Origin of the sequence: Streptomyces sp. CC208A, from assembly GCF_030010625.1 — a bacterium.
Lineage (GTDB): Bacteria > Actinomycetota > Actinomycetes > Streptomycetales > Streptomycetaceae > Streptomyces.
Map to the genome: position 1 here is coordinate 48767 of NZ_JASCXN010000015.1, position 26352 is coordinate 75118.

Genomic DNA, 26352 nt, shown 5'->3' on the forward strand with positions numbered 1-26352 from the left:
TCGGACGGAAAGCGGTGTTCTCGGCCCAAAGGGCCGGGGTGCGGACTAGGCTCCACCCTTTCGGCGCGAGCGTGCGCGACCCGCTCACCGCCAGGGGCCGTGTTTCACGTGAAACATCCCGCGAAAACCCCTGGACGGAAGATCACCCCGTCCGAGAACCTGACCCTCATGCCGATCTCCCCCACCGCTCTCGCACAGCTCCCCATCCGGCGCCTCGACGCCACCGACCTCCTGGCCTGCGCCGATCTCTCCGAGGACCGCGGCTGGCTCCGCGAGGAGCACAAGTGGGGCCTCCTCCTCACGGCGGGCACCGGCTACGGCATCGACGACCCGGACGGCGACGGCCTGGTCGCCGCCTGCGTGGTCACCTCCTACGGACCCGGCCTCGCGGCCATCGGCATGGTGCTCGTCGCCGAGCGGTACGCCCGCCGGGGCGTGGGCCGCCGACTGATGCGGCACGTCCTGGAGGAGGCGGGGGAGACCCCGCTGACGCTCTACGCCACCCCGAACGGACAGCCGCTCTACGAAGAACTCGGCTTCACCGAGATCGGCCGGTCCGAGATGCTGAAGGGCCTCTTCTCCACGACCGCGCCCGCCCCGCGGGTCGACGTCCGCCCGGCCACCGCCGAGGACCTCCAGGACGTCCTCCGGCTCGACCGGGAGATCTTCGGCCTCGACCGCACCCCGCTCATCACCCGGCTCCCGGCCTTCGCCGACCACCTCCGGGTCGCCGTCGAGGACGGCGCGATCACCGGCTTCGCCGCCGCCTGGCCCAACATGGACACCCATGTCGTCGGCCCGCTGATCGCCCGCGACACGGCCACCGCGCAGGCACTGGTCGCCTCGCTGGCGGCCGCCAGCGACCGCCCGCTCCGCACGGACGTCGACCTCCGTCACACCGAGCTGCTGCGCTGGCTCAAGGAGAACGGACTGAACCCGATCATGACCAACGCCATGATGGTCCGCTCGCTCCCGGACCTCCCCGGCGACGCCGACCGGCGCTTCGCCCCGCTGACCGTCGCGGCGGGCTGACACCACCGGCACGGCACCAGGACCGCATTACTTGCACACGCCCATTATTGCGGCCCCTCGTCTACCCTGGACCGAGCAGGCCGATCGGCGAGGATGAGGACGAGGAGAGACACCATGACCGCGACGGACCCCGCCCTCACCGGGCTCGCACAGCGCTGGTGCGCCCTCTCCCTGCTGCACGGCCGGATCGAGTCCCACATCGAGCGCGCACTGGAGTCCGGCCACGGACTGAGCGTCCGCGAGTACTCGCTCCTCGACGTCCTGAGCCGCCAGCACGACGGCCCCGGCGGACACCTCCAGATGAAGCAGGTCGCCGACGCCGTCGTCCTCAGCCAGAGCGCCACCACCCGCCTGGTCACGCGCCTGGAGGACCGGGGCCTGCTCACCCGCTACCTCTGCACCACCGACCGTCGCGGCATCTACACCGACGTCACCGAGGCCGGCCGGAAGCTCCTGGAGGAGGCCCGCCCCACCAACGACCGAGCACTGCGCGAGGCCCTGGACGAAGCCGCCGAGAACCCGGAGCTGGCCTCCCTGGTCCAGGTCCTCGAAGGCGAGACCACCCCCGTCTGATCGCCCCGCCCGGCGGTCGGCCCGGGCCGTACGCTGCGGGCATGAGCGATCTCGCCATCCGCCCCGCCACCGCGGACGACCTGCCCGCGATCGTCGCGATGCTCGCCGACGACCCCCTCGGCGCCCAGCGGGAGTCCCCGGACGACCCGGCGCCGTACCTCGCCGCCTTCGCCCGGCTCGCGGACGACCCGAACCAGCACCTCGCCGTGGCCACGCGCAACGGGAAGGTCGTCGGCACACTCCAGCTGACGGTCGTCCCCGGCCTCTCCCGGCGCGGCGCCACCCGCTCGATCATCGAGGGCGTACGGATCCACTCCGAGGAGCGCGGCAGCGGCCTGGGCACACTGCTCGTCGAATGGGCCGTCGAGGAGTCCCGGCGTCTGGAGTGCGTGCTGGTCCAGCTGACCTCCGACGTGACCCGCACCGACGCGCACCGCTTCTACGAGCGCCTCGGCTTCGAGGCGAGCCACGTGGGCTTCAAGCGGGCCCTCTGACCTCCTCCGTCCGTGTCCTCATGCCCGTGTTTCACGTGAAACACGGGCATGAGGACACGAGGCTGCCGGTCAGGGCCGGCTCACAGCCCGCGCCAGCCCGCCTCGTCCACCCCGCCCGGGACCGCGTCCCCCGGCTCGTACGGCTCCCGGGTGAAGACGAAGGAGCCGAGGTCGAGATGGCTGACGCTGCCGTCGGGCCGCCGCACCACCCGCAGCGTCTCCCCCGCGTAGTACCCGTCGAGACCGATCCAGCCGCCCCCGGGAAGGGCCCGGAAACGGGCGCGGCGACCGGGCCCCCGCAGCGGCTCCAGAACAAGCCCCCGCTCCGCGCCGAGCCGCAGGCCGTAGGAGTACGTCCCCCAGTACCAGGGCCCGGTCAGCGCCACGAGATCCTGATCGACCTCGGACGCGGGCAGCGGCCGCCACGGCTCGGGGAGCCGCGGCTCGGCCTCGGCCACGATCCGTACGAGCTCGGCGGCCACGGCCCCGGTCTGCGGACCGCTCGTCGCGTTGGCGAGGGCGACACCGGCCACGCCCTCCTCGACGTCCACCCACAGACCGGCGACGAAGCCCGGCAGCGAGCCTCCGTGCCCGATGAGCGTGCCGCCCTCCCCGTACGCCAGCTGGAGCCCGAGGCCGTACCCCATCCGCTCGTCCCCGACGGCCGTCGGCCCGGCCGGGACCCGCATCTCGGCGACGGTCGCGGCGCTCAGCACCCGGTCGTCGCCCTCCGCGAGGAAGAGGCCGAACCGGCAGAGGTCGGCGGCCGTCGACCACAGCTGCCCGGCCGGGGCCATCACCCCCAGGTCCTCGGAGGGCTCGGGCAGCAGGACGTCGGCCCAGGGGTGCACCGCCCAGCCCCCGGCGTGCGGGGCCACCGGCTCCACCGTCGTACGGTCCAGGCCCAGCGGCTCCAGGATCTCGGTGCGCAGCGCCTCCTCCCAGGAGACCCCGCGCACCGCCTCGACCAGCGAGCCGAGCAGGGTGTAACCGGGGTTGGAGTAGTGGAAGCTCCGACCGGACGGGTGGAGCACGGGCGTCTCCCCCAGGACGTCCGCAAGCTCGGGCCGCGACGCCCCCGGCGTCCGCTCCCACCAGGGCGACGGGGTCTCGGCGGCGAGCCCCGCCGTGTGGCCGAGCAGCTGGGCGACGGTCACCTCGCCCACCCCCGTGCCGGGGAGGTGCTTCTCCAGCGGATCGTCGAGACCGATCAGCCCCTCGTCCCGCAGCCTCAGGACGAGCACGGCGGTGAACACCTTGGTGATCGAACCGATCCGGTACTGCGTGTCGGCGTCCGGGGCGTACCCGTCGACGCCGCCGCGGGCACCGCTCCAGACCATCGCGCCCCCACGGGCGACGGCCCCCACGAACGAGGGCGCGCGGCCCTCGCTCTGGGCGCGGGCCACGCGATGCAGCAGGGAACGCTCGGTGGCGGGCAGCAGGGCTTCGAAGGCTGAGGTCATGACCTGATCATGCCGTGCCTCCCCACCCGGGCACGATCAGGTCTGTGCCATGTCCACGAAGCGCGAGTAGTGGCCCTGGAAGGCGACGGTGATGGTGGCCGTCGGGCCGTTGCGGTGCTTGCCGACGATGATGTCGGCCTCGCCGGCGCGCGGGGACTCCTTCTCGTAGGCGTCCTCGCGGTGGAGCAGGATGACCATGTCGGCGTCCTGCTCGATCGAGCCGGACTCACGCAGGTCGGAGACCATCGGCTTCTTGTCGGTGCGCTGCTCGGGGCCACGGTTCAGCTGGGAGAGCGCGATCACCGGGAGCTCCAGCTCCTTGGCGAGGAGCTTGAGGTTTCGCGACATGTCGGAGACCTCCTGCTGGCGGCTCTCGGCGCGCTTGGAGCCGCCGGACTGCATCAGCTGGAGGTAGTCGATGATGACGAGCTTGAGGCCGTTGCGCTGCTTGAGGCGCCGGCACTTGGCGCGGATCTCCATCATCGACAGGTTCGGGGAGTCGTCGATGTAGAGCGGGGCCTGCGAGACGTCCGGCATCCGTCGGGCGAGCCGGGTCCAGTCCTCGTCGGTCATCGTGCCGGAGCGCATGTGGTGCAGGGCGACCCGGGCCTCGGCCGACAGCAGGCGCATCGCGATCTCGTTGCGGCCCATTTCGAGGGAGAAGATGACGCTGGGCAGGTTGTGCTTGATCGACGCGGCCCGGGCGAAGTCCAGGGCGAGGGTCGACTTACCCATGGCGGGACGGGCCGCGATGATGATCATCTGGCCGGGGTGGAGTCCGTTGGTGAGCGAGTCGAGGTCGCTGAAGCCGGTGGGCACACCGGTCATCTCGCCGCTGCGGGAGCCGATCGCCTCGATCTCGTCGAGCGCGCCCTCCATGATGTCGCCGAGCGGCAGGTAGTCCTCGGTGGTCCGCTGCTCGGTGACCTTGTAGATCTCCGCCTGGGCCGAGTTCACGATCTCGTCGACGTCGCCGTCGGCCGCGTACCCCATCTGCGTGATCTTGGTGCCGGCCTCGACGAGCCGGCGCAGCACGGCCCGCTCGTGGACGATCTCCGCGTAGTACGAGGCGTTCGCCGCGGTCGGCACCGACTGGACGAGGGTGTGCAGGTAGGAGGCGCCGCCGACGCGGTTGATCTCGCCGCGCTTGGTGAGCTCGGCGCCGACCGTGATGGGGTCGGCGGGCTCGCCCCTGGCGTACAGGTCGAGGATCGCGCCGAAGACGGTCTCGTGCGCGGGCTTGTAGAAGTCGTGGCCCTTGATGATCTCCACGACGTCGGCGATGGCGTCCTTGGAGAGGAGCATGCCGCCGAGCACGGACTGTTCGGCGTCGAGGTCCTGCGGGGGGACCCGCTCGAAGCCGGAGAGTCCGCCGTCCCAGGGCCCGTCGCTGCCGCGCTCGTGCTGTTCCTCGCGGCCGCGGCCGCGTCCCCGGCCTTCGCCCCGTCCCTCACCCCGGGTGCGGACGGGCAGTCGGTCGCTCGGTCCGCCGTCGGCCCAGGGGTCGTCCATGGGCTCGGGAACGCTCACCAGGCCACCTCTTCCGTCCGCTCCGCGGACCTCGCCGCGCCGTTCCTTCTTACGCCACGGCCTTGATCAAAGAGTGGCTTTGCGTCCGCTTCTGGCGCGTCGGGCGCCGGTCCACGGTAGGCCCGCGCGGGGCATCCGCCAATCTGGTTATCCACAGGCTCTGTGGGTGAAGCCGCCATTGCTGTGGATAAGCCACCGGATCCTGTGCACGGACCGGGGGACAGTCATGTGGACAAATTCATAGACCCCACCCCATCACCCCTCTGACCTGCTCTTTTCCCATCCACCGGCTGTGGGGGGGAAAAAGTTTTCCCCCTGGGCCACGATCAGAACAAACAGCCCACACCCGAAGCCCCGATCCCCCCAAAAGTAAGGATCACTAGTGCATTGCATCTCTTACCTGTGGACGATTAGATTGGGCTCATGACCCAGGCCCCCACGAGCTCCAAGGCCGCGCTGCGCCGACACGACCGCGAGATCCTCTCGCTCGCCCTGCCGGCCTTCGGCGCCCTCGTCGCCGAACCGCTCTTCCTCATGCTCGACAGCGCCATCGTGGGGCACCTCGGCACCCCCCAGCTCGCGGGCCTCGCCATCGCCGGCGCCCTGCTCTCCACCGCCGTCAGCGTCTTCGTCTTCCTCGCCTACGCCACCACCGCCGCCGTCGCCCGGCGAGTCGGTGCCGGTGATCCGTCCGCCGCCCTCCGGCAGGGCATCGACGGCATCTGGCTGGCCCTGTTCCTCGGCCTCGCGGTCGCCGCCGTCACCCTGCCCGCCGCCCCCTGGCTGGTCCAGGTCTTCGGCGCCTCCGACACCGCGGCCCCGTACGCCACCACGTACCTCCGGATCTCCCTCCTGGGCATCCCCGCGATGCTGATCGTGCTGGCCGCCACCGGTGTCCTGCGCGGCCTCCAGGACACCCGCACCCCCCTCTACGTGGCCGTCGGCGGCTTCGCGGCCAACGGCGCCCTCAACCTCGTACTGGTCTACGGCGCCGGGCTCGGCATCGCCGGCTCCGCCTGGGGCACCGTCATCGCCCAGTGCGGCATGGCCGCCGCGTACCTCGTCGTGGTCGTCCGGGGCGCCCGGCGGCACGGCGCCTCGCTGCGGCCCGACGCGGTCGGCATCCGGGCCTCCGCCCAGGCCGGTGCCCCGCTCCTGGTCCGTACGCTCTCGCTCCGCGCCGTCCTGATGATCGCCACCGCCGTCGCCGCCCGTCTCGGCGACACCGAGGTCGCGGCCCACCAGATCATCCTCTCCCTGTGGAGCCTGATGGCCTTCGCCCTGGACGCCATCGCCATCGCCGGGCAGGCCATCATCGGCCGCTACCTCGGCGCCGACGACGCGGAGGGCGCCCGCCGGGTCTGCCGCCGGATGGTCCAGTGGGGCGTGGTCTCCGGCGTGGTCCTCGGGCTGTTGCTCGTCCTGACCCGCCCGCTCTTCATCCCGCTCTTCACCGGCGATCCCGCCGTCCAGGACACCCTGCTGCCGGCCCTGCTCGTCGTGGCCCTCTCCCAGCCGGTCTCCGGGGTCGTCTTCGTCCTCGACGGCGTTCTCATGGGCGCCGGCGACGGCCCCTACCTCGCCTGGGCGATGCTGCTCACTCTGGCGGTCTTCGCCCCCGTCGCCCTGCTCGTGCCGGCGCTCGGCGGCGGACTGACGGCGCTCTGGTGGGCGATGACGCTGATGATGACGGTCCGGATGGCCACCCTCTGGTTCCGGATGCGCTCCGGCCGCTGGATCGTCACGGGCGCCACCCGCTGACCGTTCCACGAGGGCTGTTTCACGTGAAACACCCCGTTTCACGTGAAACAGCGGAAGGGCCGCATCCCTGACGGGATGCGGCCCTTCTGCCGGCTTCTGCCGAGCGCAGCGTTACGCGGCGACGACCTCGACGCCGAGCTTCGCGGCGACCTCGGGGTGCAGACGCACGGACACCTGGTGCGAGCCCAGGGTCTTGATCGGCGAGCCGAGCTCGACACGACGCTTGTCGACCTCGGGGCCACCGGCGGACTTGATCGCCGTGGCGATGTCGGCCGGGGTCACGGAGCCGAAGAGACGGCCGGCGTCGCCGGAGCGAACGGCCAGGCGCACCTTCGTGCCCTCGAGCTTGGCCTTGATCTCGTTGGCCTGCTCGATGGTCGCGATCTCGTGGATCTTGCGGGCGCGGCGGATCTGCGCCACGTCCTTCTCGCCACCCTTGGTCCAGCGGATCGCGAAACCGCGCGGGACCAGGTAGTTGCGAGCGTAGCCGTCCTTGACCTCGACGACGTCGCCGGCCGCACCGAGGCCGGAGACTTCCTGGGTGAGGATGATCTTCATTAGTCGGTCACCCTTCCCTTATCGCGCGGTGGACGTGTAGGGCAGCAGCGCCATCTCACGGCTGTTCTTGACGGCCGTGGCGACGTCACGCTGGTGCTGCGTGCAGTTGCCGGTCACGCGGCGGGCACGGATCTTGCCGCGGTCGGAAATGAACTTCCGCAGCATGTTCGTGTCCTTGTAGTCCACGTACGCGGTCTTGTCCTTGCAGAACGCGCAGACCTTCTTCTTAGGCTTGCGCACAGGCGGCTTCGCCATGGTGTTTCTCCTGTGTGATCAAGAAGTGGGGGTACGAGCTGCTTCGAGGGCCGGGCCCTAGAAGGGGGGCTCGTCCGAGTAGCCGCCGCCGGAGTTGCCACCCCAGCCGCCGCCTCCGCCGCCCTGCTGGCCGCCGGAGGAGGGGCCGCCGGTCGCCCAGGGGTCGTCGGAGGAGGCTCCGCCGCCGCCCTGCTGGCCGCCGCCGGAGTTGCCACCCCAGCCGCCGCCACCCTGCTGGCCGCCGCCGAATCCACCGCCGCCACCCTGGCCACCGCGGCCGGTGGTCTTGGTGACCTTGGCCGTGGCATTGCGCAGGCTGGGGCCGACTTCCTCGACGTCCAGCTCGAAGACCGTGCGCTTGACGCCCTGGTTGTCCTCGTAGGACCGCTGCTTCAGCCGGCCCTGCACGACGACGCGCATGCCGCGCTGGAGGGACTCGGCGACGTTCTCCGCCGCCTGACGCCAGACCGAGCAGGTCAGGAAGAGGCTCTCGCCGTCCTTCCACTCGTTGGTCTGACGGTCGAAGGTGCGGGGAGTGGACGCGACGCGGAACTTCGCGACCGCCGCACCGGACGGGGTGAAGCGCAGCTCGGGGTCGTCGACGAGATTGCCGACGACCGTGATGACGGTCTCGCCTGCCATGGGTGAACCTCTCGGCGGGATTGCTTCTGGCTGCTTGCTGCTACTCGGACCCGATTACCGCTGAGCCGGAGCTCAGTGGGTCTCGGGACGGAGGACCTTGGTCCGGAGGACCGACTCGTTCAGGTTCATCTGGCGGTCGAGCTCCTTGACGACCGCAGGCTCGGCCTGCAGGTCGATGACCGAGTAGATGCCCTCGGGCTTCTTCTTGATCTCGTAGGCGAGACGACGACGGCCCCAGGTGTCGACCTTCTCGACCTTTCCGTTGCCCTCACGGACGACGGAGAGGAAGTTCTCGATCAGCGGGGAGACAGCGCGCTCCTCGAGATCGGGGTCGAGGATGACCATCACCTCGTAGTGACGCATGTGGAACCCACCTCCTTTGGACTCAGCGGCCACGGTCGTTCCGTGGCAGGAGGGTCGTGATGCGTGAGCGACGGTATCGGCCACCACCGACAACCGGCCCGGCGAGCGGGGCGGATCGGCGGCTCCTGGCAGAACCAGGGCAGACACCGGCGCAGACCGTACAGAGTACCCGCCCATCGCCTTGCGGTTGAAATCCGGCGGGGAGGGGACGCAATCTGTACACAACGGACGTCGGCGGCGCTAAGATGCGCCGCCCTCCGCACGGCACGCCAGGAGGTGCCCCATGGCACAGGCAATGCGACCCGATCCCGGCCACTCCCTCTTCTCGACGGACGGCAAGCCCCACCCGCTCCAGGACACCCTGCTCGCCCTGACGCTGGTCCTCGGCATCCTGTCCTTCGTCACGGCGCAGTTCCACAGCCTGCACCTGCTCAGCTCGTGGTCGGGCCTGATCGGCATCCTGACCGGTGCCTACGGACAGTTCATCTCCGTCACCACCCGCGAACGCTTCTTCCTGATCATCGGCCTCGGCGCCGCGGGCGTGGGCTTCTACCTCGGCATGGCCCACGGAGGGCTCTTCGGCGGCGTGATCAGCTGACCCCGGGCACGGCGCGATCAGCTGACATCGAGCACCCCGATCAGCTGACGCCTGGCACGTCAGGGACCCAGCGGCCCTTCGGGGCGCTCCCCGGCCACAGTAGGCTTCGGCGCGAGAGCCGGAGCCCCTGACCGATGGGGACACACCTGCCGAGGAGCGCCCCGCATGAGCCTGACCCTGAGGACCATCAGCCGAGAGCAGCATCTGGCGTACATCCAGACCCTGCCCGGCGCGAGCCACTGCCAGGTCCCGGCGTGGGCTGACGTGAAGACCGAGTGGCGGTCGGAGAACCTGGGCTGGTTCGACAAGAACGGCGAGCTCGTCGGCGTCGGTCTGGTCCTCTACCGGCAGCTCCCCAAGCTCAAGCGCTACCTCGCCTACCTCCCCGAGGGCCCGGTCATCAACTGGTACGCCCCCAACCTCGACGAGTGGCTCCAGCCGATGCTGGCCCACCTCAAGCAGCAGGGCGCCTTCTCGGTGAAGATGGGCCCGCCGGTCGTCATCCGCCGCTGGGACGCGGCCGCGATCAAGTCCGGCATCCAGGACCCGGACGTCAAGCGCCTCAAGGACGTCCAGGCCACCCACGTCGAGCCGCGCGCCTTCGAGGTCGCCGACCGGCTGCGCCGGATGGGCTGGCAGCAGGGCGAGGACGGCGGTGCCGGCTTCGGCGACGTGCAGCCCCGCTACGTCTTCCAGGTCCCGCTCGCCAACCGCTCCCTCGACGACGTCCTCAAGGGCTTCAACCAGCTGTGGCGCCGCAACATCAAGAAGGCCGAGAAGGCCGGCGTCGAGGTCGTCCAGGGCGGTTACGAGGACCTCGCCGAGTGGCAGCGCCTGTACGAGATCACCGCCGTCCGCGACAAGTTCCGGCCGCGCCCGCTCTCGTACTTCCAGCGCATGTGGACCGTCCTCAACAACGAGGACCCCAACCGGATGCGCCTGTACTTCGCCCGCCACAACGGCGTGAACCTCTCCGCGGCGACCATGCTCGTCGTCGGCGGCCACGTCTGGTACTCGTACGGCGCCTCCGACAACATCGGCCGCGAGGTCCGGCCGTCCAACGCCATGCAGTGGCGGATGCTCCGCGACGCGTACGCGATGGGCGCGACCGTCTACGACCTGCGCGGCATCTCCGACTCGCTCGACGAGACCGACCACCTCTTCGGCCTGATCCAGTTCAAGGTCGGCACGGGCGGCGAGGCCGTGGAGTACGTCGGCGAATGGGACTTCCCGCTGAACAAGCTCCTGCACAAGGCGCTGGACATCTACATGTCGCGCCGCTGACGGTTGCGTAGTCTCGTACACGTCTCGCACACGCGTCCCGTACGCGCGTCTCACAGCAACCACCAGAAAGGTCCGGGCCGGCCATGGCGCTCTCCCTCTACGTCGACACCGCTCGCTGGCGGGCGCACCAGAAGACCGTGATCGACCAGTTTCCCGGTCTGATCCCGGTCTGCAAGGGCAACGGCTACGGCTTCGGGCACGAGCGGCTCGCCGAGGAGGCGGCCCGGTTCGGCGCCGACATGCTCGCGGTGGGGACCACGTACGAGGCCGCGAAGATCAAGGACTGGTTCGGCGGCGACCTGCTGGTCCTCACCCCGTTCCGGCGCGGCGAGGAGCCGGTGCCGCTGCCCGACCGGGTGGTCCGTTCCGTCTCCTCCGTGGACGGCGTGCACGCCCTGGTCGGCGCCCGGGTCGTCATCGAGGTCATGAGCTCGATGAAGCGGCACGGCGTCCGCGAGGACGAGCTCGGGCTGCTCCCCGCCGCGATCGAGGACGTCCGCCTGGAGGGCTTCGCCCTGCACCTGCCGCTCGACCGCCCGGACGGCACGGACGCCGTCGAGGAGGTCATCGCCTGGATGGACCGGCTGCGCGCCGCCCGGCTGCCGCTCCACACCATGTTCGTGAGCCACCTGCGGGCCGAGGAGCAGGCCCGGCTCCAGCAGCAGTTCCCGCAGACCCGGTTCCGCGCCCGGATCGGCACCCGGCTGTGGCTGGGCGACCACGAGGCCACCGAGTACCGCGGCTCGGTCCTGGACGTCACCCGGGTCGCCAAGGGCGACCGCTTCGGCTACCGCCAGCAGAAGGCCGCGTCGGACGGCTGGCTGGTCGTGGTCGCGGGCGGCACCTCGCACGGCGTGGGCCTGGAGGCCCCGAAGGCGATGCACGGCGTGATGCCGCGCGCCAAGGGCGTGGCCCGGGCCGGTCTGGCCACGGTCAACCGGAACCTGTCGCCGTTCGTCTGGGCGGGCAAGCAGCGCTGGTTCGCCGAGCCGCCGCACATGCAGGTGTCGATCCTCTTCGTGCCCGCCGACGCGCAGGAGCCGCAGGTCGGCGACGAGCTGGTGGCGCACCTGCGGCACACCACGACGCAGTACGACCGGCTCGTCGAGCGCTGAGCCGGCCGTACGTCACCCCTCCGCGGTCACCCCCGGGAGCCCTCGGCCCCGGGGGTTCCCCATGTCACCGGCGTCTCCGGCCCGCCGGACTCGGCCGCGGGGGCCGCGTGCCGGGCCGGCCGGGCGGCCCTGCCCGCCACGAAGACGTCCGGGGCGCCGTCCAGGACGCCCCCCGAGGGGTCGTCGGAGCCGCCTCCCCGCCGCACCGGGTCCTTCTCGGGCGCCAGGACGTCCCGTACGACCATGGCGCACAGGTACAGCGTGCCCAGCAGGTGCAGCACGATCGCGAAGTGGTAGCCGTCCAGCGGCAGGCCCTGCTTGTTGCCGCTGCCGGTGAAGGCGAGGTACATCCAGATGCCGAGGTAGTACAGGACCTCGCAGGACTGCCAGATCAGGAAGTCCCGCCAGCGCGGCCGGGCGAGCACGGCGAGCGGCACCAGCCAGAGCACGTACTGCGGCGAGTAGACCTTGTTGACGAGGACGAACGCGGCGACCGTCAGGAACGCCAGCTGGGCGAGGCGGGGCCGGCGGGGCGCGGTGAACGCCAGCCAGCCGATCCCGCCCGCGGCCAGCGCCAGGAGCAGCACCGCGTACAGATTGGCCCGCTCGGGCGGGATCGTCTGGCCGCTTCGCTGGCTGACGATCAGCCAGACCGAGCCGAAGTCCACGTTCCGGGCGCGGCTGAACACGTAGAACTGCTTCCAGCCGTCGGTCGCGAGGAGCATCACCGGCAGGTTCACCACCAGCCAGGAGCCCGCCGCGCCCAGCAGCGCCGTGCCGAACGCGCGCCACTTCCCGGCCCGCCAGGAGAGCAGCAGCAGCGGCCACAGGAGCAGCAGCGGGTAGAACTTGGCGGCGACGGCGAGGCCGAGCAGGACGCCGGCGGCGAGCGGCCGGGAGCGGGCCCACATCAGGAGCGCCGCGGCGGTGAGGGCCACGGCCAGCAGGTCCCAGTTGATGGTGGCGGTCAGCGCCAGGGAGGGCGCCAGGGCGACGAGCAGACCGTCCCAGGGGCGGTCGCGGTGGGTCCGGGCCACACAGACGGCGAGGACGGCCGCGCAGACCATCAGCAGGCCGGCGTTGATCAGCCAGTACGCCTGCTCGCGGGCCTGGAGCTCGCCGCCGGGTGTCAGCCAGGACGCGACCTCCATGAAGAGCCCCGTCAGGACGGGGTACTCCAGGAACGGCAGGTCGCCGGGGATCCGGTCGAAGTACGGCACCAGGCCGTCGGCGAAGCCGCGTCCGGCGAAGAGGTGCGGGATGTCCGAGTAGCAGGCGTGCGTGTACTGGGAGGTGGTGCCGCGGAACCAGGCCCAGTTGTAGCAGGGGAGTTTCTGCACCATGCCGAGGGCGAACATGCCGATGGCCACGAGGGCGACCACCCGCACCGGGGTGAACTGCCCGCCGGCGGGCCCGCTGCCGGGCAGGGCGTGGCGCCCGTAGCGGCCGCCGATGAGCTCGCTGCCCGCGGCGGCCACCTCGTCCCGCCGGGTGGGGGCGACGGGCGGCCTGCCCTCGCGCGCTCCGTCCGGCGGCGCGGGCCCGTCCAGGGGGCCGCTCGTCTTCTTCAGGCTCGGCATGGGGGACATCCTGCCGTACGCCCCTGGGAATCCGGCCGCGAGCGGGGCGGGAATCCGGTCCTGGGAACGCGGGAGGGCCGTCGCGCCCGCCCCGTACGTGTTCGTACGAAGCGGGCGCGACGGCCCTCGGTCGGCCGGGTCGGCCCGGGTCGGCTTGAGTGCGACCCGGGTCAGCCGAAGAGCGATCCTCCGGTGGTTCCGTCGGTCGGCTCCTCGCCGCCGCCACCGCCGTTCCCGTTGCCGCCGTTCCCGTTGCCGCCGCCGGGGTCCGTCGTCGTCGTGTCCGTCGGCGTCGGCTCCGTGGTGTCCGTCGGCGTCGGACCGGTGGCCCCACCGTCGGTGCCGCCGCCGGAGTCACCCCCGCCCGTGGTGGTGGTGTCGCAGTTCCAGTCCCAGACGCCGCAGGTGGTCTTGCCGGGCTTCGGCTCCTTGGTGGTCGGACGGCCCGGGTTGGTGGGCGTCGTCGGGGGAGTCGTCGTCGGCTCGGTGGTGGTGGGCGTCTCGGTCGGGGTCGGCGACTCGGTCGGGGTCTCGGTGGCCGTCGGGGTGGGCGTGGCGCCACCGCCGTAGACCGCCCGGGCGTCCGCCAGCTTCTCCGGCTCGGGGAAGTCCTCGGCGGGCAGGTCCGCGACCGCGTCGGTCATGTAGTCGTTCCAGATGCGGGACGGGAAGGACGAACCGTGGATCGTCTTCTGGCCGCCCGTGCCGTACATCGACTCGAACTTGCGGTCCTTCTTCGTCTCGTCGTCGTCGAAGCGGTACATGTCGATCGCGGTCGACAGCTGCGGGGTGTAGCCGACGAACCAGGCCGACATGTTGTCGTCGGTGGTACCGGTCTTGCCGGCCACCTGGCGGCCCGGGATGGCGGCCTTGCGGCCGGTGCCCTTCTTGTCCTCGACGACGCTGCGGAGCACGTCGGTGACGTTGGAGGCGACGGCCGTGGAGAAGGCCTGCTGGGCCCCTTCCTTGTGCTCGTAGATGACCTGGCCGCTCTTGAGGACCTTGGTCACCGAGTACGGCTCGTTGCGCATGCCCTGGTTGGCGAAGGTGGCGTAGGAGCCGGCCATGCGGATCGCGCTCGGGCTGGAGATGCCGAGGGAGAAGGTCGGGGTGTCCTCCTGCACCAGGGAGTCGGGCCGCAGACCCGCGTCGATGGCCGCCTGGCGCACCTTGTCGATGCCGATGTCCATGCCCAGCTGCACGAAGGGGGAGTTGGCGGAGACGACCATGGCCTGGCGCAGGCTCATCTGGCCGTAGCTGGTGTCGCCCTCGTTGTTCTGCAGCCACTCCTTGCCGTTCTCGTCGTGCCAGATCTCGCCGTTGTACTTGCGGATCTTGAGGTTGTCCTTGCCGCTGTAGCGGCTCTTGTCGGGGTCGACGAGGGTGCGCGTGGAGGCGTCCTGCGTCGCCGGCTTCTCCGGGTCGCGGACACCGTCCTTCATCGCGGCGGCGAGCACGAAGGGCTTGAAGGTCGAGCCGACCTGGGCGCCGGTGGTGTCGGCGTTGTTGGTGTAGTGCTTGGTCGCGTCCTGGCCGCCGTAGAGGGCCACGATCTTCCCGGTCTTGACGTCGACGGAGGCGCCGCCGAACTGGACGTGGGTGTCCGTCTCCGGGCGCTTCTTCTCGTCGATGTACTCGTCGTAGATCTTCTTGACCGAGTCCTGCATGGCCTCCACCTTCTTCTTGTCGAAGGTGGTGTGGATCTCGTATCCGCCCAGGTTCAGGGCCTCTTCGCTGATGTCGTACTTGCTGCGGAAGTTGGCCTTCGCGGTGGCGACCAGGTAGCCGATCTGGCCGCCCAGCTTCGCGTCCGCCTTCGGCGCCCTGATCTTCGGCAGGGCCGTGTACTTCGCCCGCTCCTCCGCCGAGATCTTCCCGTCCTTGACCATCTCGTCGAGGATCCAGGACCAGCGCTTGGTGAGCCGCTCCAGGTTGTTCTGGGGGGTGGCGTTGGGGTCGACCTCGGGGTAGCCGGCCGGGTCGAAGTACGTGGCGCCCTTGAGCACGGAGGCGAGGACCGCCGACTCGGAGGCGTTGAGGTCCTTGGCGTCCTTGTCGAAGTACGCGCGGGCGGCGGCCTGGATGCCGTAGGCGTTGCGGCCGTAGTACGCGGTGTTGAGGTAGCCGGCCAGGATCTCGGGCTTCTCGACCTCGTTGCCGACCTTGATGGAGATGAAGAGTTCCTTCACCTTCCGGGAGAGGGTCTGCGACTGGTCGTTGAGCAGGCCGTTCTTCACGTACTGCTGGGTGATGGTCGAGCCGCCCTGGGTCTGGCCGCCTTTCGCCATGTTCCAGACGGCGCGGCCGATGCCCATCGGGTCGACGCCCCAGTCCGTGCGGAAGGTCTTGTTCTCGGCCGAGATCACGGCCTCCTGCATGACCATCGGGATCTGGTCGATGCCGATGATCTGGCGGTTCTGGCCGGCGCCGGTGGCGACCATGCGGCTGCCGTCGGCCCAGTAGTAGATGTTGTTCTGGGAGGTCGCGGTCGCATCCACCTCGGGGATGCCCACCTTCGAGTACGCGACGACGGAGCCGCCCATGAGCAGCGCGAAGAAGAACAGGAACGTACCCGTGACGAGCTTCCAGGACGGCATCCAGCGGCGCCAGCCGTACTTGTCGTGGCGCGGGTAGTCGATCAGCCGCTTCTTGCCCGGCGGACGGCCGCCCGGGCCGCCGCCGCGTCCGCCACCGCCGCCACCGCCTCCGCGGCGGCCACCGCCGCCGGGGCCGTTCGGTCCGCCGGGGCCGCCCGCGGGCGCGCGTCGGCGGCCGCCCCGCTGGGCGGCGCGCCGGGCCTCCGCGCGGCCGCCGTACGGGCGCGCCTCCTCCCCGTGGGAGGACGATGACCCGTACGAACCGGAGGACCCGTAGGGGGTCGGCGATCCGTACGGAGGAGTCCCCGTACCGGGGTCATGGGCCGGGGCCGCCCGGCGGCCCGTCGGCTGCTGGGCGGCGCGTCGTGCCGCCGCACGGCCGCCCGTCGGCGGCTCCTGCGACGGCATCCTGCGACGGTGCTCGCTCATCGAACGACTACTCCTCGGGCAGGCGCGTGCGCCTGGAAGCGGCAGTTGAGTTCCGGTCCCCCCGAAATGCGTACGGCCGGAGCCCATCGAAGGCCCCTTCCGTACCGCAGCCGGTCACCCGCTGCACTGACGCCCCAGCGCGGCTCCTGGTTCCCGGTGGTGTGCATGCCGCACAGACTACGCACGGCCAAAACCCCTCTTGCACCGGAGTTCACCCCAAAACAGGCAACTCGAACACTGTGAATTGACGATGTGACGCCGGTCACGGCACCCCGACTTGTCCGACCTCTCGGGCCGTTCTATCGTCGGGATGTATCGAGCCGATACATCGGGACGGCATAAAGCTGCCCGAGGCCGTACGAGACCGCGGTACAAGGTTTCCGGGAACAGGACCAGGGACGGAGGAGGCGACGCATGAGCAGACGCTCCGGCATCCTCGAGTTCGCCGTTCTCGGTCTGCTGCGCGAAGCCCCCATGCACGGCTACGAGCTGCGCAAGCGCCTCAACACCTCGCTCGGCATCTTCCGGGCGTTCAGCTACGGGACGCTCTACCCCTGCCTCAAGACGCTGGTCGCCAACGGCTGGTTGATCGAGGAACCGGGCAGCGCCCCCGAGGAGGCGCTCGCCTCCTCGCTCGCGGGACGCCGGGCCAAGATCGTCTACCGGCTGACCGCGGAAGGTAAGGAGCACTTCGAGGAGCTCCTCTCCCACACCGGTCCCGATGCCTGGGAGGACGAGCACTTCGCCGCCCGCTTCGCGTTCTTCGGCCAGACCGAGCGCGAGGTGCGGATGCGGGTCCTGGAAGGCCGCCGCAGCCGGCTGGAGGAGCGCCTGGAGAAGATGCGCGCCTCGCTGGCCCGGACGCGCGAACGGCTCGACGACTACACGCTTGAGCTCCAGCGCCACGGAATGGAGTCCGTGGAGCGCGAAGTGCGCTGGCTGAACGAGCTCATCGAGAGCGAACGGGCGGGACGCGACCAGCGCTCCCCCGACGCTCCGCACGACAACGATTCTGGAGAGACGGGCGGCCTGCCCCGGCACGGGGGCAGTACCCGGCCGGATCCGTCCGACGACACCGCCAAGTGAAACCCTGCGCCAGCAGGGCTTCCACGATCACACAGGGAGCAACCGGAATGGGTTCGGTTCGCGTAGCCATCGTCGGCGTGGGCAACTGCGCCGCGTCGCTGGTGCAGGGCGTCGAGTACTACAAGGACGCCGACCCGGCGTCCAAGGTGCCCGGCCTGATGCACGTCCAGTTCGGCGACTACCACGTCCGTGACGTGGAGTTCGTCGCCGCCTTCGACGTCGACGCGAAGAAGGTCGGCCTCGACCTCGCGGACGCCATCGGCGCCAGCGAGAACAACACCATCAAGATCTGCGACGTGCCCGCCTCCGGCGTCACCGTCCAGCGCGGCCACACCCTCGACGGCCTCGGCAAGTACTACCGCGAGACCATCGAGGAGTCCGCCGAGGCCCCGGTCGACGTCGTCCAGGTCCTCAAGGACAAGCAGGTCGACGTCCTCGTCTGCTACCTGCCCGTCGGCTCCGAGGACGCGGCGAAGTTCTACGCCCAGTGCGCCATCGACGCCAAGGTCGCCTTCGTCAACGCCCTCCCGGTCTTCATCGCCGGCACCAAGGAGTGGGCGGACAAGTTCACCGAGGCCGGTGTCCCGATCGTCGGCGACGACATCAAGTCCCAGGTCGGCGCGACCATCACCCACCGCGTGATGGCCAAGCTCTTCGAGGACCGCGGTGTCATCCTCGACCGCACGATGCAGCTGAACGTCGGCGGCAACATGGACTTCAAGAACATGCTCGAGCGCGAGCGCCTGGAGTCCAAGAAGATCTCCAAGACGCAGGCCGTCACCTCCCAGATCCCCGACCGGGACCTCGGCGAGAAGAACGTCCACATCGGCCCGTCCGACTACGTCGCGTGGCTCGACGACCGCAAGTGGGCCTACGTCCGCCTTGAGGGCCGCGCCTTCGGTGACGTCCCGCTGAACCTGGAGTACAAGCTCGAGGTCTGGGACTCCCCGAACTCCGCGGGTGTCATCATCGACGCCCTGCGCGCCGCGAAGATCGCCAAGGACCGCGGCATCGGCGGCCCGATCCTCTCCGCGTCGAGCTACTTCATGAAGTCCCCGCCGGTCCAGTACTTCGACGACGAGGCCCGCGCCAACGTCGAGAAGTTCATCAAGGGCGAGGTCGAGCGCTGACCTCCCGAGGTCTGAGACGTTCCACCTGACGAGGGTCCCCGCGGCACTGCCCGGGGACCCTCGCCGTATGTGAGTCTTGCTGCCATGTCCGTCGTACGTGATCTGCGCGTACTGCTGCGCCTGCGCGACTTCCGGCGCCTGCTCACCGTCCGGCTGCTCTCCCAGTGCGCCGACGGGGTCTACCAGGTCGCCCTGGCCACGTACGTCGTCTTCTCCCCCGAGAAACAGACCTCCCCCGCGGCCATCGCCTCCGCCATGGCCGTGCTCCTGCTCCCGTACTCCGTCATCGGCCCCTTCGCCGGCGTCCTCCTGGACCGCTGGCAGCGCCGCCAGGTCTTCCTCTACGGGAACCTGCTCCGCGCCCTGTTCGCCGGCGTGACGGCCGTGCTCGTCCTCGTCTCCGTCCCGGACTGGCTCTTCTACGGCTCCGCCCTCTCCGTCACGGCCGTCAACCGCTTCGTCCTCGCGGGGCTCTCCGCCGCCCTGCCCCGGGTCGTCGACGAGGAACGGCTCGTCGTGGCCAACTCGCTCTCTCCCACCGCCGGCACCCTCGCCGCCACCGTCGGCGGCGGACTCGCCTTCGGCGTCCGGCTGCTCGCCGACGGCTCCGACGCGGCCGTGGTCGCCTTCGGCGCCGTCCTCTATCTGTGCGCCGCGCTCGCCTCGCTCCGGATCGCCCGTACGCTGCTCGGCCCCGACCCGGACCAGGTGACGCCCCGGCTCTCCACCGCGCTCGCCTCCACCGCCCGGGGGCTCGCCGCCGGACTGCGCCACCTCTCCGAACGCCGGCCGGCCGCACGAGCGCTCACCGCCGTCGGGCTGATGCGCTTCTGCTACGGCGCCCTGCTCGTGACCGTGCTCATGCTCTCCCGGTACACCTGGAGCTCCACCGAATCCGAGGGGCTGGGGCTCCTGGGGATCGCCGTCGCCGCCTCGGGCGCCGGCTTCTTCGCCGCCGCCGTCCTCTCGCCCTGGGGAGTGGGCCGGTTCGGGCCCTTCGGCTGGATGATCCTGTGCTCGGCCGCGGCGGCCGTCCTCGTCCCGGCGCTCGCCCTGCCCTTCGCGCCCGGGCCCTTCCTCGTCGCCGCCTTCGTCCTCGGACTCATCACTCAAGGCGCGAAGATCGCCACCGACACCGTCGTGCAGACCCACGTGGACGACGCCTACCGCGGCCGGGTCTTCTCCCTCTACGACGTGCTGTTCAACGTCGCCTTCGTGGCGGCGGCCGGGGTCGCCGCGCTGATGCTGCCGCCCGACGGCCGCTCCCCGCTGCTGGTCGTACTGGTCGCGGCCGGGTACGCGGGCATCGCCCTGCTGCTGCGAGGAGGGCGCTCAGGGGGGTGATGTTTCACGTGAAACACGAGCTCATGGGTTCCTGGGCTCATAGGTTCACAAGCTCATAGGTTCACAAGCTCATGGGTTCCTGGGCTCATGGGCTCTGCTTCAGGCTCTGTTTCACGTGAAACATGGGGTTCCGCGTCAGTCGCGCGCGGCCCACCACTCCTTGAGCGCGGCCACGGCCCGCTCGTGCTCCATCGGGCCGTTCTCCAGGCGCAGCTCCAGCAGGAACTTGTACGCCTGGCCGACGGCGGGCCCCGGCTTGATCCCCAGGACCTCCTGGATCTGGTTGCCGTCGAGGTCGGGACGGATCGAGTCCAGCTCCTCCTGCTCCTGGAGCTGGGCGATCCGCTGCTCCAGGCCGTCGTAGGCGCGAGAGAGCGCGGCCGCCTTGCGCTTGTTGCGCGTGGTGCAGTCCGAGCGGGTCAGCTTGTGGAGCCGGGAGAGCAGCTGACCGGCGTCACGGACGTAGCGGCGCACGGCCGAGTCGGTCCACTCGCCCGTCCCGTACCCGTGGAAGCGCAGGTGCAGCTCCACGAGACGCGAGACGTCCTTGATCATCTCGTTGGAGTACTTCAGCGCGGTCATGCGCTTCTTGGTCATCTTGGCGCCCACCACCTCGTGGTGGTGGAAGGAGACGCGGCCGTCCTTCTCGAAGCGGCGGGTGCGCGGCTTGCCGATGTCGTGGAGCAGTGCGGCGATCCGCAGCACCAGGTCCGGGCCGTCCTCCTCCAGGTCGATCGCCTGCTCCAGAACGGTCAGGGAGTGCTCGTACACGTCCTTGTGCCGATGGTGCTCGTCGCTCTCCAGGCGCAGCGCAGGCAGCTCGGGAAGGACATGGGCGGCGAGACCGGTCTCGACGAGCAGGCCGAGCCCCTTCCGCGGGTGCGTGGAGAGCAGCAGCTTGTTCAGCTCGTCCCGGACGCGCTCGGCGGAGACGATCTCGATCCGGCCCGCCATCTCGGTCATCGCCGTGACGACCCCGGGGGCGACCTCGAAGTCGAGCTGAGCGGCGAAGCGGGCCGCCCGCATCATGCGCAGCGGGTCGTCGGAGAAGGACTCCTCGGGCGTGCCCGGGGTGCGCAGCACACGGGCCGCGAGGTCCTCCAGGCCGCCGTACGGGTCGATGAACTCCTTCTCGGGGAGTGCCACGGCCATCGCGTTGACGGTGAAGTCACGCCGGACGAGGTCCTCGTCGATGGAGTCGCCGTAGGAGACCTCGGGCTTGCGGGAAGTGCGGTCGTACGCCTCGGAGCGGTACGTCGTGACCTCGATCTGGAAGTTCTGGACAGCGTCTCCGACGCGGGCCTCTTTCTGAGCACCGACGGTCCCGAAGGCGATCCCGACCTCCCACACCGCGTCGGCCCAGGGGCGGACGATCTTCAGGACGTCCTCGGGGCGGGCGTCCGTGGTGAAGTCCAGGTCGTTGCCGAGCCGGCCGAGGAGGGCGTCCCGTACCGAGCCGCCGACCAGGGCGAGGCGGAATCCGGCCTCCTGGAAGCGGCGGGCGAGGTCGTCGGCGACAGGGGACACGCGCAGCAGTTCACTGACGGCGCGGCGCTGCACCTGGCTCAGTTCGGTCGAGGTGTCTTCGTTGGCGTTCGGCACAACAGAAAAGGGTACGTGCCCCGCTCCACCCCGACGCCCCCGTTTTCCCGGCGCCCCCGCGTCATCGGCTGGAGGAGTCCCCGGCACCCGGCCCCTTCGTGCCTCGTTACCATGCCTGGACACAGCAACCGGAACCACTGGCATCACGGGCACCACCGACAACGACGAGGACGGGCGAACGCGTGGCTGAGGCGGCAGCTTTCCAGGGAACCGGTCCCTCACCTGCCCGCCGATGGCTGCGGCGCACCCTCACCGTCGCCGTCGGCGCACCGCTCCTCGCCGGCCTGCTCCAGAGCCCCTCCGCCCCTTCGGCGCGGGCCGCGGAGGAGGGCACGGGTTCGCGGACCGTCGATGTGTCGATCGACACGCTCACCCCGAGCGCCCCGGTCGAAGGGGACACCGTCACCGTCACCGGCACGCTGACCAACCGCGGCAAGCGGGCCGTCACCGACGCCACGGTGAACCTGCGGGTCGGCCCCCGGATGTCCAGCCGCAGCGAGATCGACCAGGTCGCCCGGCGGAAGGGCTTCCGCTCCGACAGCGACCCACGGCCGCTGGACACCACCCCCGAGATCGACATCCCGCGCCTGGAGGTCGGCGTCAGCCACGACTTCCGGATCTCCGTGCCCGTCTCCAGGCTGGACCTCGACGACGACGGCGGCATCTACCAGCTGGGCGTCTCGATCACCGGCCACACCTCCGAGCAGCAGCAGTACCGCGTCCTCGGCATCGAGCGGACCTTCCTGCCGTACCAGCCCGAGCCCACCGGCAAGCGGACCCAGCTCACCTACCTCTGGCCGCTGATCTCCTCGGCCCACATCTCCGCCGACACCGCCCCGGACGACCAGCAGACCCCCGTCTTCCAGGACGACGCCCTGGCGGAGGAGCTGCGCCCGGGCGGCCGCCTGGACGAACTGGTCACCCTCGGCAAGGACCTCCCGGTCACCTGGGTGATCGACCCGGACCTGCTGGCCTCCGTCGACGCCATGGCCAACGGCTACCGGGTCAAGGACGGCACCGGGCACACCCCCGGCAAGGAGGCCAACCGGAAGCTGGCCGAACGCTGGCTCGGCATGCTGGAGCAGGCGGTGCAGGGCCGCAAGGTGGTCGCGCTGCCCTTCGCCGACCCCGACCTCGCCTCCCTCGCCCACCGGGGCAAGGCCGTCCCCGGCTCGCTGCAGCACCTCCAGTCGGCGACCCAGCTGGCCGGATCGACCGTCGAGACGGTCCTCCACGTCCAGCCGTCCACCGACTTCGCCTGGCCCGTCGAAGGCGCCCTCGACCCCTCGGTCGTGGCGGTCGCGACCTCGGCCGGCGCCCGCAAGGTGATCGCCCGCAGCGACAGCATCCAGGACGACGACCTCCCCTACACGCCCACCGCGGCCCGCCCGCTCGGCGGGGGCACCACGGCGCTGGTGAGCGACGCGGAGCTGTCCACCGCCTTCCAGGGCGACATGGTCCGGGCCGAGAACTCGACCCTCGCCGTCCAGGAGTTCCTGGCACAGACCCTCGCGATCACCCTGGAGCAGCCGGAGAACCAGCGCAGCGTCGTGGTCGCCCCGCAGCGGATGCCGAGCGTGGCACAGGCCCAGGCGATGGCCGCCGCCGTACGCGGGCTCGGCGCCCGCCGCTGGACCCAGCCGCTCGACCTGGTCGCCGCGGCGGCGGCCAAGCCCGACCCCGACGCCTCCACCACGGTGCCCCGCGCCTCGCAGTACCCGAAGAAGCTCCGGGACGGCGAGCTCCCGGTGGAGGCTTTCCGGGACATGAAGACCACCCGCGACGAGCTCGACGACTTCAAGGTCGTCCTCAGCCTGCCGAACCGGGTCGTCCCCCCCATCGGCAACGCGATCAACCGCGAGATGTCCACCTCCTGGCGCGGCCGGGCGAGCGCCGCGACGATCTACCGCGTCGACGTCCAGGACGTCCTCCAGGGACTCACCAAGGGCGTCCTGCTCGTCGACAAGTCCGACCTGACCCTCTCGGGCCGCAGCGCCACCATCCCCGTCACGGTGCAGAACAAGCTGCTCCAGGACGTGAAGGGGCTCGTCCTGCGGCTGACCTCCAGCAACAAGACCCGCCTGAACGTCGACGGCGAGAGCTGGGCCGAACTGCCCGTCGCGGTCCGCGCCGGACACAGCCAGTCGGTGAAGTTCCCCGCCTCGGCCAACGCCAACGGCCAGGTCTCGATGACCGCCCAGCTCTACACCGCGGACGGCACGCCCTACGGCGCCCCGATGGACTTCACCGTGAAGGTCTCCGAGATGACCCCGACGGTGATGCTGGTCATCGCCGGTGGTGTACTGCTCCTCGTCCTCGCCGGCGTCCGCATGTACACCCAGCGCAAGCGCCTGGCCGCCCGCGCCGCCGAAGCGGAGACGGCGGAGACGGAGCCGACGGCGGAGACCGAGACCGAGGCGGAAGCCGACGCGGAGGTCACCACCGACGGAGCCGGGCACCCGAGTGACCCGGACACGGACACCGGCTCCGAAAGCGGCGACCCGTCGGGCCCGGGTGAGAAAGTGGACCGTTGAGCGATGTCGTGGCCGGTCGGCCGGGGACGATGAGGTGGGGTAAACCATGAACGCGCCGTACGACGCTGAGCGCGGCCAGGACGCGGGCGGCGCCGCACCGTCCGGCGGCACGCCCGCGGCTCCCGCCGGGCCGGGCGGACAGCCGGCCCCGCAGACCCCGCCGCAGGGACAGCCCGGCCGACCGCCCCAGAGCGCTCAGACCCCGCGGGCTCCGTACGCGCAGGGCCCGCACCCCGCGCAGTCGCAGGACCCGTCCGCGTACCCCGAGAACCCGTACGCCCAGGACCCCTACGTCCAGGACGCCTATGCCCACGACCCGTACCGGGCACAGGACCTGTCCGCGCAGGACCCGGTGGGCGAGGCGCTCTACGACCGCGCCGCCCACCCGCCGCCCCCGCCGGGCACGTACCAGGACCCGCACGCGCTCTACCAGCAGCCGGCCGCACCGCAGCACGCCCCGGACCCGCGCGTCTGGGCCCAGACCCCCGCGCCCGAGCCCGACGGCCCCTCCCGCCACCTCCCGTACGGCGACGACGCCCGCACGGTCCAGTTCACCGGCGTCGACGACCTGGTGACCCGGGCCAGCGAGGAGGAGCAGCCCGAACAGGACGCCTTCGCCCACCTCTACCGGGACCAGCAGGGCCACGTGCCCGCCCCGACCGCCGAACCCGACCCGCTGCCCGCTCCCGCGCCGAAGAAGACCGGCCGCGCCTCCGGACTGCTGAAGTCGAGCGCCGTGATGGCCGCCGGCACCCTGGTCTCCCGGCTCACCGGCTTCGTCCGGTCCCTCGTCATCACCGGCGCCCTCGGCGCCGCGCTCCTCGGCGACACCTTCACCGTCGCCTACACCCTGCCGACGATGATCTACATCCTCACCGTCGGCGGCGGCCTCAACTCGGTCTTCGTGCCGCAGCTGGTCCGCTCGATGAAGAACGACGAGGACGGCGGCGAGGCGTACGCCAACCGCCTGCTCACCCTCGTCATGGTGGCGCTCGGCCTCATCGTGGCCGCCGCCGTCTTCGCGGCCCCCGTCCTGATCCGGCTGATGTCGAACACCATCGCCGACGACGCCGCCGCGAACAGCGTCGCGGTGACCTTCGCCCGCTACTGCCTGCCCACGATCTTCTTCATGGGCGTGCACGTGGTGATGGGACAGATCCTCAACGCCCGTGGCAAGTTCGGCGCGATGATGTGGACCCCCGTCCTCAACAACATCGTCATGATCGTCACCTTCGGCCTGTTCATCTGGGTCTACGGCACCTCCGCCGAGTCCCACATGGGTGTGCAGACCATCCCCGACGAGGGCATCCGCCTCCTCGGCATCGGCACCCTGCTCGGCCTCGTCGTCCAGGCACTGGCGATGATCCCGTACCTCCGCGAGACGGGCTTCCGCTTCCGGCCCCGCTTCGACTGGAAGGGCCACGGCCTCGGCAAGACCGTCAAGCTCGCCAAGTGGACCGTCCTCTTCGTCCTCGCCAACCAGGCGGGCGTCCTGGTCGTCACCCAGCTCGCCACCGCGGCCGGCGAGGAGTCCGGCAAGAACGGCGCCGGTTTCCTCGCGTACTCCAACGCCCAGCTGATCTGGGGCATGCCGCAGGCCATCATCACCGTCTCCGTCATGGCCGCCCTGCTGCCCCGGATCTCCCGCGCCGCCAACGACGACGACCCCGGCGCCGTCCGCGACGACATCTCCCAGGGCCTGCGGAACTCCGCCGTCGCCATCGTCCCGGTCGCCTTCTCCTTCCTGGCCCTCGGCGTCCCGATGTGCACCCTGCTGTACGCCTCCAGCGGCATCGAGGCCGCCCAGGGCATGGGCTTCATCCTGATGGCCTTCGGCCTCGGCCTGATCCCGTACTCCGTGCAGTACGTCGTCCTCCGCGGCTTCTACGCCTACGAGGACACCCGCACCCCCTTCTACAACACGGTCATCGTCGCCGCCGTCAACGCGGCGGCCTCCGCCCTCTGCTACGTCGTGCTGCCCGCCCAGTGGGCCGTCGTCGGCATGGCCGCCGCCTACGGCCTGGCCTACGCCGTCGGCGTCGGCGTCGCCTGGCGCCGCCTGCGCAACCGCCTCGGCGGCGACCTGGACGGCGCCCACGTCCTGCGCACCTACGCCCGCCTCTGCATGGCCTCCCTGCCGGCCACGGTCCTGGCCGGCGCCGTCGGCTTCGGCCTGCTGAAACTGCTCGGCGAAGGCGCCCTCGGCTCGCTGGTCGCGCTCGTCGTCGGCGGCGTGGTGCTTCTCGGCGTCTTCTTCATCGCCGCCCGCCGCATGCGGATCACCGAACTGAACACCCTCGTCGGCATGGTCCGGGGCCGTCTCGGACGCTGATCCCGCCCCCGAGGGCAACCATCGGGGGGAACCGCGTGTCGTGCACAGCG

General features: G+C 70.8%; 21 protein-coding genes. 12 read left to right on the plus strand and 9 right to left on the minus strand.

Annotation, left to right across the window (positions count from 1 at the left end; translation table 11 throughout):
- Positions 1 to 168: 168 nt before the first annotated feature.
- From QK442_RS18085 to QK442_RS18095, 3 genes are all read left to right on the plus strand, one after another.
- Positions 169 to 1032, plus strand: a complete 864-nt coding sequence (locus QK442_RS18085; RefSeq protein ID WP_282694988.1) for a GNAT family N-acetyltransferase — start codon at positions 169 to 171, stop codon at positions 1030 to 1032.
- A gap of 114 nt (positions 1033 to 1146) precedes the next feature.
- Positions 1147 to 1605 carry a MarR family transcriptional regulator gene (locus tag QK442_RS18090; RefSeq protein WP_282694989.1) on the plus strand — a complete coding sequence of 153 codons (459 nt, stop codon included), beginning with the start codon at positions 1147 to 1149 and terminating at the stop codon, positions 1603 to 1605.
- 41 nt (positions 1606 to 1646) lie between these two features.
- The gene (locus QK442_RS18095) at positions 1647 to 2099 is read left to right on the plus strand and encodes a GNAT family N-acetyltransferase (RefSeq protein ID WP_282694990.1); all 453 of its coding nucleotides are present in this window, start codon (positions 1647 to 1649) and stop codon (positions 2097 to 2099) included.
- A gap of 80 nt (positions 2100 to 2179) precedes the next feature.
- On the opposite strand, the gene QK442_RS18100 is transcribed toward QK442_RS18095, so the two are convergent.
- Positions 2180 to 3562 (minus strand): serine hydrolase domain-containing protein, encoded by a 1383-nt coding sequence (locus tag QK442_RS18100; RefSeq protein ID WP_282694991.1) that lies wholly within the window; start codon positions 3560 to 3562, stop codon positions 2180 to 2182.
- 36 nt (positions 3563 to 3598) lie between these two features.
- Positions 3599 to 5074, minus strand: a complete 1476-nt coding sequence (gene dnaB, locus QK442_RS18105) for a replicative DNA helicase (protein ID WP_282695075.1) — start codon at positions 5072 to 5074, stop codon at positions 3599 to 3601.
- A gap of 441 nt (positions 5075 to 5515) precedes the next feature.
- On the opposite strand from dnaB, the gene QK442_RS18110 reads away from it, so the two are divergent.
- Entirely contained in the window at positions 5516 to 6853 is a 1338-nt protein-coding gene (locus QK442_RS18110) for an MATE family efflux transporter (protein ID WP_282694992.1), read from the plus strand.
- A 111-nt stretch (positions 6854 to 6964) separates the two neighbouring features.
- On the opposite strand, the gene rplI is transcribed toward QK442_RS18110, so the two are convergent.
- The 4 genes from rplI to rpsF all read right to left on the minus strand — a co-directional run bounded on the left by rplI (position 6965) and on the right by rpsF (position 8671).
- Complete coding sequence (rplI, locus tag QK442_RS18115; protein WP_282694993.1) at positions 6965 to 7411, minus strand: 50S ribosomal protein L9; 447 nt, start codon at positions 7409 to 7411, stop codon at positions 6965 to 6967.
- Between the two features lie 18 nt (positions 7412 to 7429).
- Positions 7430 to 7666 carry a 30S ribosomal protein S18 gene (gene rpsR / locus QK442_RS18120; RefSeq protein WP_005315025.1) on the minus strand — a complete coding sequence of 79 codons (237 nt, stop codon included), beginning with the start codon at positions 7664 to 7666 and terminating at the stop codon, positions 7430 to 7432.
- 57 nt (positions 7667 to 7723) lie between these two features.
- The gene (locus tag QK442_RS18125; RefSeq protein ID WP_282694994.1) at positions 7724 to 8308 is read right to left on the minus strand and encodes a single-stranded DNA-binding protein; all 585 of its coding nucleotides are present in this window, start codon (positions 8306 to 8308) and stop codon (positions 7724 to 7726) included.
- Between the two features lie 72 nt (positions 8309 to 8380).
- Positions 8381 to 8671 (minus strand): 30S ribosomal protein S6, encoded by a 291-nt coding sequence (gene rpsF / locus QK442_RS18130; RefSeq protein ID WP_004950685.1) that lies wholly within the window; start codon positions 8669 to 8671, stop codon positions 8381 to 8383.
- Between the two features lie 283 nt (positions 8672 to 8954).
- Between rpsF and QK442_RS18135 the strand changes: the two genes are divergently transcribed.
- From QK442_RS18135 to QK442_RS18145, 3 genes are all read left to right on the plus strand, one after another.
- The gene (locus tag QK442_RS18135) at positions 8955 to 9269 is read left to right on the plus strand and encodes a hypothetical protein (protein WP_282694995.1); all 315 of its coding nucleotides are present in this window, start codon (positions 8955 to 8957) and stop codon (positions 9267 to 9269) included.
- Positions 9270 to 9434: 165 nt separating this feature from the next.
- Positions 9435 to 10553 (plus strand): peptidoglycan bridge formation glycyltransferase FemA/FemB family protein, encoded by a 1119-nt coding sequence (locus QK442_RS18140; protein ID WP_282694996.1) that lies wholly within the window; start codon positions 9435 to 9437, stop codon positions 10551 to 10553.
- Positions 10554 to 10636: 83 nt separating this feature from the next.
- A complete protein-coding gene (locus QK442_RS18145; protein WP_282694997.1) occupies positions 10637 to 11668 on the plus strand; it encodes an alanine racemase in 1032 nt (343 codons plus the stop codon).
- A gap of 26 nt (positions 11669 to 11694) precedes the next feature.
- Here the strand turns inward: QK442_RS18145 and QK442_RS18150 are convergent, their stop codons facing one another.
- Entirely contained in the window at positions 11695 to 13248 is a 1554-nt protein-coding gene (locus QK442_RS18150) for a glycosyltransferase 87 family protein (protein WP_282694998.1), read from the minus strand.
- 170 nt (positions 13249 to 13418) lie between these two features.
- Complete coding sequence (locus tag QK442_RS18155; protein ID WP_282694999.1) at positions 13419 to 16274, minus strand: transglycosylase domain-containing protein; 2856 nt, start codon at positions 16272 to 16274, stop codon at positions 13419 to 13421.
- A gap of 414 nt (positions 16275 to 16688) precedes the next feature.
- On the opposite strand from QK442_RS18155, the gene QK442_RS18160 reads away from it, so the two are divergent.
- From QK442_RS18160 to QK442_RS18170, 3 genes are all read left to right on the plus strand, one after another.
- Positions 16689 to 17360 carry a PadR family transcriptional regulator gene (locus tag QK442_RS18160; protein ID WP_282695000.1) on the plus strand — a complete coding sequence of 224 codons (672 nt, stop codon included), beginning with the start codon at positions 16689 to 16691 and terminating at the stop codon, positions 17358 to 17360.
- Between the two features lie 47 nt (positions 17361 to 17407).
- Positions 17408 to 18490, plus strand: a complete 1083-nt coding sequence (locus QK442_RS18165) for an inositol-3-phosphate synthase (RefSeq protein WP_282695001.1) — start codon at positions 17408 to 17410, stop codon at positions 18488 to 18490.
- Between the two features lie 84 nt (positions 18491 to 18574).
- Positions 18575 to 19834 carry an MFS transporter gene (locus QK442_RS18170; RefSeq protein ID WP_282695002.1) on the plus strand — a complete coding sequence of 420 codons (1260 nt, stop codon included), beginning with the start codon at positions 18575 to 18577 and terminating at the stop codon, positions 19832 to 19834.
- A gap of 135 nt (positions 19835 to 19969) precedes the next feature.
- Here QK442_RS18170 and QK442_RS18175 read toward each other — a convergent pair whose 3' ends face one another.
- Positions 19970 to 21436 (minus strand): CCA tRNA nucleotidyltransferase, encoded by a 1467-nt coding sequence (locus QK442_RS18175; RefSeq protein ID WP_282695003.1) that lies wholly within the window; start codon positions 21434 to 21436, stop codon positions 19970 to 19972.
- A gap of 182 nt (positions 21437 to 21618) precedes the next feature.
- On the opposite strand from QK442_RS18175, the gene QK442_RS18180 reads away from it, so the two are divergent.
- Complete coding sequence (locus QK442_RS18180; protein WP_282695004.1) at positions 21619 to 23970, plus strand: DUF6049 family protein; 2352 nt, start codon at positions 21619 to 21621, stop codon at positions 23968 to 23970.
- A 46-nt stretch (positions 23971 to 24016) separates the two neighbouring features.
- Complete coding sequence (murJ, locus tag QK442_RS18185) at positions 24017 to 26302, plus strand: murein biosynthesis integral membrane protein MurJ (RefSeq protein ID WP_282695005.1); 2286 nt, start codon at positions 24017 to 24019, stop codon at positions 26300 to 26302.
- Positions 26303 to 26352: the final 50 nt, after the last annotated feature.

Bases quoted from the DNA above. Each gene is read 5' to 3' on its own strand.
- QK442_RS18170 (WP_282695002.1), top strand. From the start codon at position 18,575: ATGTCCGTCGTACGTGATCTGCGCGTACTGCTGCGCCTGCGCGACTTC.
- rplI (WP_282694993.1), bottom strand. From the start codon at position 7,411: ATGAAGATCATCCTCACCCAGGAAGTCTCCGGCCTCGGTGCGGCCGGC.
- QK442_RS18140 (WP_282694996.1), top strand. From the start codon at position 9,435: ATGAGCCTGACCCTGAGGACCATCAGCCGAGAGCAGCATCTGGCGTAC.
- QK442_RS18150 (WP_282694998.1), bottom strand. From the start codon at position 13,248: ATGCCGAGCCTGAAGAAGACGAGCGGCCCCCTGGACGGGCCCGCGCCG.
- murJ (WP_282695005.1), top strand. From the start codon at position 24,017: ATGAACGCGCCGTACGACGCTGAGCGCGGCCAGGACGCGGGCGGCGCC.
- QK442_RS18100 (WP_282694991.1), bottom strand. From the start codon at position 3,562: ATGACCTCAGCCTTCGAAGCCCTGCTGCCCGCCACCGAGCGTTCCCTG.
- rpsF (WP_004950685.1), bottom strand. From the start codon at position 8,671: ATGCGTCACTACGAGGTGATGGTCATCCTCGACCCCGATCTCGAGGAG.
- dnaB (WP_282695075.1), bottom strand. From the start codon at position 5,074: ATGGACGACCCCTGGGCCGACGGCGGACCGAGCGACCGACTGCCCGTC.
- QK442_RS18145 (WP_282694997.1), top strand. From the start codon at position 10,637: ATGGCGCTCTCCCTCTACGTCGACACCGCTCGCTGGCGGGCGCACCAG.
- QK442_RS18160 (WP_282695000.1), top strand. From the start codon at position 16,689: ATGAGCAGACGCTCCGGCATCCTCGAGTTCGCCGTTCTCGGTCTGCTG.
- rpsR (WP_005315025.1), bottom strand. From the start codon at position 7,666: ATGGCGAAGCCGCCTGTGCGCAAGCCTAAGAAGAAGGTCTGCGCGTTC.
- QK442_RS18165 (WP_282695001.1), top strand. From the start codon at position 17,408: ATGGGTTCGGTTCGCGTAGCCATCGTCGGCGTGGGCAACTGCGCCGCG.
- QK442_RS18155 (WP_282694999.1), bottom strand. From the start codon at position 16,274: ATGAGCGAGCACCGTCGCAGGATGCCGTCGCAGGAGCCGCCGACGGGC.
- QK442_RS18125 (WP_282694994.1), bottom strand. From the start codon at position 8,308: ATGGCAGGCGAGACCGTCATCACGGTCGTCGGCAATCTCGTCGACGAC.
- QK442_RS18095 (WP_282694990.1), top strand. From the start codon at position 1,647: ATGAGCGATCTCGCCATCCGCCCCGCCACCGCGGACGACCTGCCCGCG.
- QK442_RS18085 (WP_282694988.1), top strand. From the start codon at position 169: ATGCCGATCTCCCCCACCGCTCTCGCACAGCTCCCCATCCGGCGCCTC.
- QK442_RS18090 (WP_282694989.1), top strand. From the start codon at position 1,147: ATGACCGCGACGGACCCCGCCCTCACCGGGCTCGCACAGCGCTGGTGC.
- QK442_RS18135 (WP_282694995.1), top strand. From the start codon at position 8,955: ATGGCACAGGCAATGCGACCCGATCCCGGCCACTCCCTCTTCTCGACG.
- QK442_RS18110 (WP_282694992.1), top strand. From the start codon at position 5,516: ATGACCCAGGCCCCCACGAGCTCCAAGGCCGCGCTGCGCCGACACGAC.